Raw genomic sequence first — 11,938 nt, 5'->3', positions numbered from 1 at the left:
ACGCCGCTCCTCAGGAATGCGCTTGAGACATTTTGTTCAGTTCAGGGCTTTTGCTCGGTGGCTCTTTGAGCACCACGCGTTTGATCGGCCCGACGATCACCAGGTAGCTGAACACAGCGACCAGCGCGTTGCAGCCGACAAAAACCAACGCCCATTTGAACGAACCGGTGGAACTGATGATGTAGCCAATCACGATCGGTGTGGTAATCGAGGCGATGTTGCCGAACATGTTGAACAGCCCGCCACTCAAGCCGGCGATCTGTTTTGGCGAGGTGTCGGAAACCACCGCCCAACCCAGCGCGCCCACGCCTTTGCCGAAGAATGCGAGGGCCATGAAGCCCACGACGATCCATTCGATGTCCACGTAGTTGCAGGCCACGATGCTGGTCGACAGCAACAGCCCGCCGATGATCGGCGCCTTGCGGGCGAAGGTCAGCGAGTGGCCCTTGCGCAGCAGGTAGTCGGAAATGATCCCGCCCAGCACACCACCGATGAAGCCGCAGATCGCCGGCAACGAGGCGATGAAACCGGCCTTGAGAATGGTCATGCCGCGTTCCTGCACCAGGTACACCGGGAACCAGGTCAGGAAGAAATAGGTGATGCCGTTGATGCAGTACTGGCCCAGGTACACGCCGAGCATCATGCGGTTGCTCAGCAGTTGGCGCACGTAATCCCACTTCGGCCCATCGGTGCGTTTGCCCTGGTCCTGATCCATATCGACCAGGCCGCCGTTGTCGGCGATATGCTTGAACTCGGCGTCATTGATCATCGGGTGCTGGCGCGGGCTGTGGATAATTTTCAGCCAGACCAGCGAGAACACCATGCCGATCCCGCCCATCACCACAAACACGTGCTGCCAGCCGAAGGTGTAGACAATCCAGCCCATCAGGGGGGCAAAAATCACGGTGGCGAAGTACTGCGCCGAGTTGAAAATCGCCGAGGCGGTGCCGCGCTCAGCCGTCGGAAACCAGGCCGCGACAATGCGTGCGTTACCAGGAAAGGACGGCGCTTCGGCCAGCCCCACCAGAAAGCGCAGCATGAACAGCGCGACGATGGCGGTGGAGACGCCGAACTCACCGACATAGCCTTGCAGCACGGTGAACAGCGACCAGGTGAAGATGCTCAGGGCATAGACTTTTTTCGAACCAAAGCGGTCGAGCAGCCAGCCACCAGGGATCTGACCGGCGACGTAGGCCCAACCGAATGCGGAGAAAATGTAGCCGAGGGTGACGGCGTCGATGCCCAGGTCTTTTTGCAGGCTGGAGCCCGCAATGGCGATGGTGGCACGGTCGGCGTAGTTGATCGTGGTCACCAGAAACAGCATGAGCAGGATTAAATAGCGGACGTGGGTCGGCTTGGTCGCTTGCATGTAGATGTACTCCCACTGATTATTTTTATGCGCGGGTGAATCATTTATATCGGTTGGCGGCATCCGGTAAATCCGGATGCCGCGGTGTTGCGTGTTACGAACCTACATAGGAAGTCTTCACCACGGTGTAGAACTCCTGCGCGTAGCGACCTTGCTCCCGCGATCCATAGGATGAACCTTTTCGCCCGCCAAAGGGCACGTGATAATCCACACCGGCAGTCGGCAGATTGACCATTACCATCCCGGCCTGAGAGTGGCGCTTGAAATGGTTGGCGTACTTCAGCGAGGTGGTGGCAATACCCGCCGACAAACCGAATTCGGTGTCATTGGCCATCGCCAGCGCCGCGTCGTAATCGGCCACCCGCACAATATTCGCCACCGGGCCGAAGATCTCTTCGCGGCTGATACGCATCGCCGCCTCACTGTCTGCAAACAGCGTTGGCGCGAGGTAATAGCCTTCGGTGTCACAGGTCACCAGGCCGCCACCGCTGACCAGTCGTGCACCTTCGGACTGGCCGATGTCGATGTACTTCAAGTCCTGTTCCAGTTGCGCTTGCGAGACCACCGGGCCGATGTCAGTGCCGCTCCTCAAGGCATGCCCGACCTTGATCGACTTCATCCGCTCAGCCATGGCCTCGACGAATTTGTCGTGAATCCCGGCGGTGACAATCAAGCGGCTCGAGGCCGTGCAACGCTGACCGGTGGAATAAAACGCGCTCTGCACCGACAGCTCGACGGCTTGTTTGAGATCGGCATCGTCGAGAATGATCTGCGGGTTCTTGCCGCCCATTTCCAACTGCACCTTGGCCTGACGCGACACGCAGTTGACCGCAATCTGCCGACCCACGCCGACCGAGCCGGTGAAGCTGATGCCGTCGACTTTCGGACTGTTGACCATGGCATCGCCGATCACTCGACCGCTGCCCATCACCAGGTTGAACACCCCGGCCGGGAAACCGGCGCGGGAGATGATCTCGGCCAATGCCCAAGCGCAACCGGGCACCAGTTCCGCCGGTTTGAGCACCACGCAGTTGCCATAGGCCAGCGCCGGGGCGATCTTCCATGCGGGAATCGCAATCGGGAAGTTCCACGGAGTAATCAGACCCACCACGCCAAGGGCTTCGCGGGTGACTTCAACGTTGACGCCCGGACGCACCGACGGCAGGTAATCGCCGGACAGACGCAGGCATTCGCCAGCGAAAAACTTGAAGATGTTGCCGGCGCGGGACACTTCGCCGATGGCTTCGGGCAGAGTCTTGCCCTCCTCCCGTGCCAGCAAGGTGCCGAGTTCTTCGCGACGCGCGAGGATTTCGCTGCCGACTTTATCCAGAGCATCGCTGCGCGCCTGAATGCCCGACGTCGACCAGGCCGGGAACGCGGCACGAGCAGCGTCGATGGCGGCGTTCACCTGAGCCAGGTCAGCCTTGGCGTATTCGCCAATGACATCGGACAACTCGGACGGGTTGATATTGGTCGAGTACTCGGCACCCGCGACCCATTGGCCGCCGATGAAGTTGTCGAATCGTTTTACGTCTGCCACAAAGCCTCTCCTTACGCAGGAGGCCGCTGACTGCTCAGCGGCCCTGGTTGATTCAGCGGGTTATTGCGCGCCTTGCTTGTCGATCAGCGCCGCGAGCATTTCGAACTCTTCTGGCGTCAGGTCAGTCAGCGGGGTACGTACGGGACCGGCATCGTAGCCGGCGATTTTCGCGCCCGCCTTGACGATGCTCACCGCGTAACCCGACTTGCGGTTACGGATGTCCAGGTACGGCAGGAAGAAGTCATCGATCAGTTTGCCAACGGTAGCGTGATCGTCGCGAGCGATGGCGTGGTAGAAATCCATCGCCATTTTCGGCAGGAAGTTGAACACCGCCGAGGAGTAGACCGGTACGCCCAGCGCCTTATAAGCAGCGGCGTAGACTTCGGCAGTCGGCAGGCCGCCGAGGTAGCTGAAGCGATCACCGAGGCGGCGACGGATCGACACCATCAACTCGATATCGCCCAGGCCATCCTTGTAGCCGATCAGGTTCGGGCAGCGCTCGGCCAGGCGTTCCAGCAACGGCGCGGTCAGGCGGCAGACGTTGCGGTTGTAAACCACCACGCCGATTTTCACCGATTTGCACACCGCTTCAACGTGGGCGGCAACGCCGTCCTGACTGGCTTCGGTCAGGTAATGCGGCAACAGCAACAGGCCTTTGGCGCCCAGACGCTCGGCTTCCTGAGCGTATTCGATGGCCTGGCGTGTAGAGCCGCCGACACCGGCAAGGATCGGCACGCTGCTGGCGCAGGTGTCGACCGCGGTCTTGATGATTTCCGAATATTCACTGGCCGCCAGGGAGAAGAACTCACCGGTGCCGCCCGCGGCGAACAAGGCCGAGGCGCCGTACGGGGCCAGCCATTCGAGACGTTTGATATAGCCCGCGCGATGGAAATCGCCCTGAGCATTGAAGTCGGTGACCGGGAAGGACAGCAAGCCGGAAGAGAGGATGGACTTCAGTTCTTGTGGATTCATTATTCGAACACCCTGGACGCACGTTGTGATGAGAAAGCTCGTTCAGCCTTGGCCGAAGTTGTAAGTCATCGTACAACTTAAAATACAACCGTCAACTGCATTTCATCGCCAGATGGAAAATCAAAATAAGAAAAATCACTTCCTTGACGTAGGAAAGCTTACAGCTACACTCGGCAATAACTGTATATACATACAGTTATTCGAGATTCAACCTACGACATATCAAGGAGCTAGAAATGTCAGGTCTACACACCCAATCGCAGGAAAACCTCAAGCACGACGGCCGGATCATTGCCGATCTGGATGACCTTTTTACCGAACACGGGATTGCCGTTTCCGGTGACGGCGATCACCTGACGCTGATGACTCACAGTCATCACAGCCTCAAACATCACGTACTTGGAGCGCCTGGAAAATCGCTGAAAACCGAGCCTGCACCTCGTTTCGAAGGCGGCGAACATACCGCCATCGGCGATGTCACCCTGCTGCGCTTCGTCAAGGACGCACCGGCAATTGCGGCCTGGCAAGTGCCATTGCACCTACCCAACGGCCTGGCGCTGACCTACGGCCAGATCGTTTCGTTAGGCGGTGATTTCTACGGCATTCCCGACCAGCCAATTTGCGATGGCGCGACTCCGGTTGATCGCATTCAGCGTTTTACTGCTGCATTCAACTCGCTGGCCGTGCTGCCGGCGTCGCGAGCAGAAGCCGGGTTGATTCTCGGCGTGATGCAGAAGGAAATCAGCGCAGCCAATCAGGCAATCAGAGACGGCAAACAACCTCATGAGGTCTACGACGCCCTCGGTGATACGTTGTCCGAAGAGTGGAACAAGATCACCGGCGGTGGCAGTTTCGTCTCGGCGCTGTTTCCGTTGGGGCGCTATCTGAAGCTGGCGGCAAACAATGCCGACCACTTTGGCGAATGGGCCTTGCTGGCGTACATCGCCGGGCACACCGCCGCCCTGCAACAGGCCGTTCTGGCACGCAACAGTGGCGATGAAAAACAGTTGGAACTGGCCTATGCGATGAACGCTTTTGCCGACCACTACCTGACCGACCTGTTCTCTGCCGGACATCTACGAATCCCGCGCAAACAACTGGCGGCGGTGGTGACGCCGAGTGACCTGGGTTCGCTGATTACCCGTTTCATGCACGATGAGGACAGCAAATATGGCCTCAACGTGAACAACGCCAACGGTGATCAGTGGCATGCCTACGGCGACAAACGCTATTTCGATTCGGTCGACAGCGCCAACCGCAAACAGGTCAAACTTGCGGTACAACGCTCGGCCGACGAAGTCTTCGAAACCTTCCTCAGCGGCGTGATGCCTGCCCCTTCCAACTACATTGCGCTGAAATACCTGCCAGACCTCAACGCCGTGAAAAAACCGGCGGGTAACTTCTCCGGGTTATTTGTTCTGGACGGCAACAAGGTGTTGCGCCGCAGCGACGTCAACAACCTCAACGACAGCAACCAGATCGACAACTGGTGGGGCTGGAGTACCTACTTGCTGCTCAAGGACTACACACCGAACAAGCCGGCCGGCTATCTGGAACCCCCCGCCGCAGCACCGACGATCCAGACCGACGGCTGGCAAAGCCGCACGCCCGGCGAACCCAACTGGTTGCCAGGCAACGCTGTGCGTTACGCCTTCAGCTACATCAACGGTTTGAACGAGTCCTACATCGGCCCCTGGTCGGTTTACCTTGAGCTGAGCGAACGCTTCCAGCCGACGCTGAACGTGCCAGGTAACGGCGCCTCACGAAACATCTTCCGCCAGTTCCGTGGCGGCTCGCCGGAGCTGATCGGCTCGATCGACGCCCAAGCCACCACCTTCATTGACCGTAACGCCTGATAAGGAAATCACTGATGACCATCAACCTGACACTCGAACTGGCCTCGGGCCAATCCCTTAGCGGTGCGCCACTGGAATTGCTGGCCAACGGCGTACCGGTTGCTCGGGCGACTGTGGATGACAAGGGGAACGTGGCGTTTAACGCCAAACCTGGAGCCGGGACACTGGCGGTGAGGGTGGATCGTTCGATCCTCAAGACTGGCTGAAGTTATAGCGAACGGGCTGCCGACCCCATCGCGAGCAAGCTCGCTCCCACATTTGATCTCCGGTGTTCACAAATAATGTGTTCACAGAAAATTTCATGTGGGAGCGAGCTTGCTCGCGATAGCAGTCTGTCGGGCGACAAATTCCTTCCGCCTGGACCTCCCAAACCTACCCCCGCTGTGCCTCTGCCTCTTCATGGGCATGGCGCAGCCGTTCGCGGCTGTTGGTCAGGTGCAAACGCATGGCCGCACGGGCCGCATCCGAATCCTGGCGGGCGATGGCGTCGTAGATTTCTTCGTGCTCGCGGGCCAGACGATTCATGTAGTGCTGCTGGTCGTCATGGGCCAGACGCGCGGAATTGAGCCGGGTGCGCGGAATGATGCTGGTGCCCAGGTGGGTCATGATGTCGGTGAAGTAGCGGTTGCCGGTAGCCAGGGCAATCTGCAAATGGAACTGGAAGTCCGACGCTACCGCATCGCCTGCGTGGGCTGCGCTTTCGTTCAAGGCATCCAGCGCTGCGCGCATCAAGGCCAACTGCTCGGGGCTGCGACGTTGTGCGGCAAGGCCCGCGGACTCGACTTCGAGGCTGATGCGCAATTCCAGAATCGCCAGCACATCACGCAGGGTCACCACGGTGGCCGGATCGATGCGGAAGCCGCTTGGACTCGGTGTGTCGAGCACAAACGTGCCGATGCCGTGACGGGTTTCGACCTGCCCTGCCGCCTGCAAACGCGATATCGCTTCGCGCACCACGGTGCGGCTGACGCCATGAGCTTCCATGATCGCCGACTCGGTGGGCAACTTGTCGCCACGCTTGAGCATGCCGTCGCGAATCTGCTCGGAAAGCACCGTCACCAGTTCCTGCGCGAGGCTGCGGCGCTTGCGGGGTAAGCGAGGGGCGTCGATCGGGTTTTCCATGGTGAACGTCTATCTCAAGCAAACGGTTGAGCACGCATCATAGCGCAGCGCGGTTGTACGATCACTGCCTGAGAACATCATCTCCTGTGGGAGCGAGCTTGCTCGCGATAGCGGAGTGTCAGACACCTTGATGCTGGATGTCAGACCGTCATCGCGAGCAAGCTCGCTCCCACAGGGGTTTATGGTGTTTAGGCGGTGACGGTCTGCTCCAGCAGGTGACCGTTGTCGATGCGCACATGCCGTGGATGGAAGCGTTTCAGGCTGCTGCGATGGCCGACGCTGACGATGCTCAGGCCTGGCAAGTGATCGATCAACGCCTGATACAGCGACGCTTCATCTTCTTCATCCATCGCCGAGGTCGCTTCGTCCATGTACAGCCATTGCGGCGCATAAAGCAGCGCACGGGCGAAGGCCAGACGTTGCTGCTCGCCCGGCGACAGCAGGCGTTGCCAGTGATTGGCTTCGTCGAGACGTGACACCAGGTGCGGCAAACGGCAGGCTTCCAGCACCTGCACATAGCGCTCGTGCGGGTAGGTGTCGCCAGACAGTGGATAACTCAGGGCTTCACGCAGGCTGCCAATCGGCAGATACGGCTTTTGCGGCAGGAACAGATAGCGCGCGGCCGGCAGGCGAATATTACCGTGACCCATAGGCCAGAGCCCGCCCATCGCCCGCAGCAAGGTACTTTTGCCACTGCCGGAACGACCACTGAGCATCAGCCGGTCGCCTTGTTCCACGGTCATGTCGGCGCTGGTCAACAAATGACGACCGTCGGCCAGGTCGAGGCCCACATGCTGCACCTTCAGCTCATCGCCCTGATGCTGCACATCAATGGCCGGCTGGCGCTCTTCGTTTTCACTCATGGCCTGACGGAAACTCAGCAAACGGTCGCAGGTGGCGCGCCACGAGGCGAGCTCCGAGTACGCGCTGATAAACCAGCTGAAGCTCTCCTGGACGTTGCCGAAGGCCGAACTGATTTGCATCAGTTCACCGAGTTCGATCTTGCCGGCGAAGTAGCGCGGCGCCGCGACCATGAACGGGAAGATAATCGCGATCTGGCTGTAGCCGGAAGTAAAGAAGGTCAGGCGCTTGGACACTTTCATGATGTCCCAGAAGTTATGCCAGACCTTGCCGAACCGTGTGCTCAAGCGCTGCTGTTCGTTCTGTTCGCCGTTGTACAAGGCGATACTCTCGGCGTTTTCACGAACCCGCACCATGGAGAAACGCAGGTCGGCTTCGAAGCGTTGTTGCTGGTTGTTCAGACCGATCAAACGGCGACCGATCAAATGCGTCAGCCAGCTACCGACTGCCGCATAGACCACCACGCACCAGAACATGTAGCCGGGAATGGTCAAACCGAACACTTCAATGCTGCCCGACACGCCCCACAGGATGATCGAGAACGACACCAGGCTGACGACATTGCGGATCAGGCCCAGCCCCAGCCCCAGGGTGTTGGAGGTGAAGTTGTTGAGGTCTTCGGAAATCCGCTGGTCCGGGTTATCGGTGTAACCGCCCTGCTCCAGCTGGTAGTAATTCTTGTCGCCGAGCCAGCGGGCGAAGTGCTTCTCGGTGAGCCAGGCCCGCCAGCGAATCGTCAGCATCTGAGTCAGGTAGAGCCGGTACACCGCGCCGACAATCGCCACCGCCGCAATCGCGCAGAAATACAGGATCAGTTGCCAGAAGGCCGCTTCGTCCTTCTTTTGCAGGGCGTTGTAGAAATCCTTGTACCAGGTGTTGAACCACACCGAGATCCCCACGCTGATCAGCGATAGCGCAATCACCGCGATCAGCAGCGTCCAGGCCTTGCCCTTCTCCTCACTGTGCCAGTACGGCGTGATCATCTGCCAGACACGGCGAAAAAACTGCCCGCGCACAGCGTCGTTGACCGCGGAATATTCAGCGTTCTGATTCATGGTTCAGACTCGATAAAGAAAAGAACAGGCACGAACCGATCATAGATGATCGGCTCGGGTTATCGCGAGGTCTGCTGATAACCGTTCAGCGCCGGTTCAGCGGCGAACGGGGCGTTTCTGCAGTTTGCGCTGCAGAGTGCGCCGGTGCATGCCCAGGGCGCGGGCAGTGGCGGAGATGTTGCCTTCGTGTTCGGTCAGCACGCGCTGGATGTGTTCCCATTGCAGGCGGTCCACCGACATCGGGTTTTCCGGCACCAGGGTGTCGAGGTCGGCGTGCTCGGACAGCAACGCCGCCAACACGTCGTCGGCGTCGGCCGGTTTGCACAGGTAATTGCAGGCGCCGCGCTTGATCGCCTCGACGGCGGTGGCGATGCTCGAGTAACCGGTGAGGATCACCACGCGCATTTCCGGGTCGAGTTCGAGCAGCTTGGGCAGCAGCACCAGGCCCGAATCGCCGTCCATTTTCAGGTCCAGCGCGGCAAAGTCTGGCAGATCGGCCTGAGCGATGGTCAGGCCTTCTTCGGCAGAGCCTGCGGTGCTGACCCGAAAGCCACGGCGGCTCATGGCGCGAGCCATGACGCGGGTGAATGTTGCGTCGTCGTCTACCAGCAACAAATGCGGCAGGTCTTCGCCTTCGACTTGAATCTCGTCACTCATGTTCGTCTCCTCGGGCGACACGGGGCAGGCGCAGCTCGGTGAGCGTACCGCCTTCCTCATGACTGTAGAGTTTCACTGAGCCGCCAGCGCGTGTCACGCTGGCCTTGCTCAAAAACAGGCCCAGGCCGAAACCTTTGCCCTTGGTGGTAAAAAACGGCTTGCCGATCTGTTCGGCAATCGCCAGCGGCACACCGGCGCCATGGTCGCGAATGCTGATGGTCAACTCGAAGGCATCCCAGTTCAGCGTCACTTCCAGCCCTTCGGGGCAGGCATCGGCGGCGTTGTTCAGTAAATTCAGCAAGGCCTGGGTCAGGTCCGGCGGCGGCGCCAGACGCGGTTCATCGCCAAGCCCCAGGCGCCGCAAGCGATAGGTCGCTTCGGGACGCATCAGGTGCCAGCGGTTGAGGGCTTCATCGAGCCAGACGCTGACGCCCTGCATCTCCACCGCGAGCCGACGATTGGCTTCGGCAGCGCGAACCAGCTGCTGCAAAGTCTCTTTGCACAGCTTCACCTGATCCTGCAGCACCCTCAAGTCATCTTGCAGCAGCGGGTCGTGATGGTCTTGCTGCATTTCCTTGAGCAGCACGCTCATGGTCGCCAGCGGCGTGCCCAATTCGTGGGCGGCACCGGCAGCCTGAGTCGCAACGGCCAGCAGTTGCTGGTCGCGCAGGCCTTCTTCACGGCGAATCGCTCGCAGCTCCTCTTGACGACGCAGCTCTTCGGCCATCCGCGCGGCGAAAAAGGTGATCACCGCCGCAGCCAGGGCAAAACTCAGCCACATGCCGTAGATCTGCATCTTTTCCCGGTACATCGGGAACGTTTCCAGCGGGTAAAACTGCGCCAGCAACAAGGTGTACATCGCCAGCGCGATGCCGGAGAGAACCACCGAATAGCGCCACGGCAGCGTGACGGCGGCGATGGTCAGCGGCACCAGATAATAGGAAACGAACGGGTTGGTCGAACCGCCGGAGAAATACAGCAGCGCACTGTGGATAAACAGGTCACAGGCCAGTTGCACGGCGTATTCGAGCTCGGTCACCGGCCACGAGGTGCGTAAGCGGATCGCGGTAAAGGCACACAGCAGCATCGAACAACCGAGGGTCGCCGCCAATTGAAACCACGGTAGCGGCAGCAGGTTGAACCAGTAGGCGAGCCCCACCGAACCGGCCTGAGCGGCCAGCACCAGGGTGCGGATGAATGTCAGTCGCCAGAGGTTCTGGCGAGTCGCGGAAAGCAGTTGTACGGGGGCGAGCATGAGCTCTCCTGATGAGCGCTCCAGGCGGATCGCGTCGAGTATAACCAAGCGAGGGGCCCGACAGGCAAAAGTGCGGCAAAGCGCCACACGGCAAAGACAGTTCACATCACACCGCAACCCCTGTAGCAGCTGGCGAAGCCTGCGTTCGGCCGCGAAGCGGTCGTAAAATCAGCTACCGCGTTTTGTCAGGTTGAATGCGTTCTCTGGATTGCGACCGCTTCGCGCTCGAACGCAGGCTTCGCCAGCTGCTACAGATAGTGGTGCGAGCTCGATCTGTATAGAAGTTGTAACCGGGTGAACCCGACAATAAAAGCTACAGTCTGATGGTTTCACGCAGGCTTGGACCCTTACCCCTGCGCACCACCCAAGGAGACTTCATGAACACATTGCGCCGCAGCGCCGCCCTTCTCGCCCTCAGTGCCGGTACCCTCGCCAGCGTGCCGGCATTGGCCGCCGACGAACTTCACTACAACCAGATTTCCCTGCGCGCCGAAGTCAGCCAGGAAGTGGCCCGCGACCTGATGATCGTGACCCTCTACACCGAAGAACAAAACACCGACCCGGCGAAACTCGCCGCCGACGTCAGCACCACCATGAACAAAGCGCTCGGCCAGGCCAAACAGGTCAAGGACATCACCCTGCGTCAGGGCAGCCGTCACAGCTACCCGATCTACGACACCAAGGGCCAGAAAATCACTGGCTGGCGTGAACGCGCCGAACTGCGCCTGGAAAGCTCGAACTTCGCTGCGCTGTCCAAGCTCACCGGCGAACTGCTGACCGACCTGAAAATGGGCGGCATGGACTTCGCCATCGCCACCCCGACCCGCAAGGCCAGCGAAGATGCGTTGCTCAAAGAAGCCGTCACTGCCTTCAAGGCCCGCGCCCAACTGGCCACCGATGCACTGGGCGGCAAGGGTTACAAAATCGTCAACCTGAACCTCAACAGCAACGGATATCCACAGCCTTACTTGCGCGCGCCAATGATGATGAAAGCCGCGGGCATGGACTCGGCACCGGTGACCCCGGAAGTCGAAGCCGGCACCAGCCAGGTCAGCATGACCGCCGATGGCTCGATTGAAGTGTTGATGCCGTAATCCGCTCAGATCACCTGTAGGAGCTGCCGCAGGCTGCGATCTTTTGATCTTTTGATCTTTTGGCGTTTGCAAGGATGCCGAAGATCAAGAGATCGCAGCCTGCGGCAGCTCCTTGGGAGATTTGGCGCTCATCAGAGGTGCGTAGATACCGATAGCG

The 11,938-nt window shown here is 59.8% G+C and carries 10 protein-coding genes; 3 read left to right on the top strand and 7 right to left on the bottom strand.

Features of this window, described 5'->3' with window-relative positions; genetic code table 11:
- Nucleotides 1-10: 10 nt before the first annotated feature.
- The 3 genes from BK659_RS06420 to kdgD all read right to left on the bottom strand — a co-directional run bounded on the left by BK659_RS06420 (nt 11) and on the right by kdgD (nt 3,881).
- Entirely contained in the window at nt 11-1,369 is a 1,359-nt protein-coding gene (locus BK659_RS06420) for an MFS transporter (RefSeq protein WP_123424257.1), read from the bottom strand.
- Nucleotides 1,370-1,463: 94 nt separating this feature from the next.
- Nucleotides 1,464-2,909 carry an aldehyde dehydrogenase family protein gene (locus BK659_RS06415; RefSeq protein ID WP_123424256.1) on the bottom strand — a complete coding sequence of 482 codons (1,446 nt, stop codon included), beginning with the start codon at nt 2,907-2,909 and terminating at the stop codon, nt 1,464-1,466.
- 60 nt (nt 2,910-2,969) lie between these two features.
- Nucleotides 2,970-3,881 carry a 5-dehydro-4-deoxyglucarate dehydratase gene (gene kdgD, locus BK659_RS06410; RefSeq protein WP_123424255.1) on the bottom strand — a complete coding sequence of 304 codons (912 nt, stop codon included), beginning with the start codon at nt 3,879-3,881 and terminating at the stop codon, nt 2,970-2,972.
- A 236-nt stretch (nt 3,882-4,117) separates the two neighbouring features.
- On the opposite strand from kdgD, the gene BK659_RS06405 reads away from it, so the two are divergent.
- Together BK659_RS06405 and BK659_RS06400 are read left to right on the top strand one after the other, a co-directional pair.
- A complete protein-coding gene (locus BK659_RS06405) occupies nt 4,118-5,737 on the top strand; it encodes a phospholipase (protein WP_123424254.1) in 1,620 nt (539 codons plus the stop codon).
- Nucleotides 5,738-5,751: 14 nt separating this feature from the next.
- Nucleotides 5,752-5,943 carry a hypothetical protein gene (locus BK659_RS06400; RefSeq protein WP_123424253.1) on the top strand — a complete coding sequence of 64 codons (192 nt, stop codon included), beginning with the start codon at nt 5,752-5,754 and terminating at the stop codon, nt 5,941-5,943.
- A gap of 166 nt (nt 5,944-6,109) precedes the next feature.
- Here BK659_RS06400 and BK659_RS06395 read toward each other — a convergent pair whose 3' ends face one another.
- From BK659_RS06395 to BK659_RS06380, 4 genes are all read right to left on the bottom strand, one after another.
- The gene (locus BK659_RS06395; protein ID WP_123424252.1) at nt 6,110-6,859 is read right to left on the bottom strand and encodes a FadR/GntR family transcriptional regulator; all 750 of its coding nucleotides are present in this window, start codon (nt 6,857-6,859) and stop codon (nt 6,110-6,112) included.
- Nucleotides 6,860-7,047: 188 nt separating this feature from the next.
- A complete protein-coding gene (locus BK659_RS06390) occupies nt 7,048-8,775 on the bottom strand; it encodes an ABC transporter ATP-binding protein/permease (RefSeq protein WP_123424251.1) in 1,728 nt (575 codons plus the stop codon).
- A gap of 96 nt (nt 8,776-8,871) precedes the next feature.
- Entirely contained in the window at nt 8,872-9,432 is a 561-nt protein-coding gene (locus BK659_RS06385; RefSeq protein WP_103315781.1) for a response regulator transcription factor, read from the bottom strand.
- A complete protein-coding gene (locus BK659_RS06380) occupies nt 9,425-10,687 on the bottom strand; it encodes an ATP-binding protein (protein ID WP_123424250.1) in 1,263 nt (420 codons plus the stop codon). The genes BK659_RS06385 and BK659_RS06380 overlap by 8 nt, the downstream gene beginning before the upstream one ends.
- Nucleotides 10,688-11,064: 377 nt before the next feature.
- Here BK659_RS06380 and BK659_RS06375 point away from each other — a divergent pair, with 377 nt between their 5' ends.
- A complete protein-coding gene (locus BK659_RS06375; RefSeq protein WP_123424249.1) occupies nt 11,065-11,781 on the top strand; it encodes an SIMPL domain-containing protein in 717 nt (238 codons plus the stop codon).
- Nucleotides 11,782-11,938: the final 157 nt, after the last annotated feature.

Origin of the sequence: Pseudomonas brassicacearum (genome assembly GCF_003732225.1) — a bacterium.
Lineage (GTDB): Bacteria > Pseudomonadota > Gammaproteobacteria > Pseudomonadales > Pseudomonadaceae > Aquipseudomonas > Aquipseudomonas brassicacearum_E.
This window is presented reverse-complemented; position numbering and strand designations above follow the sequence as displayed.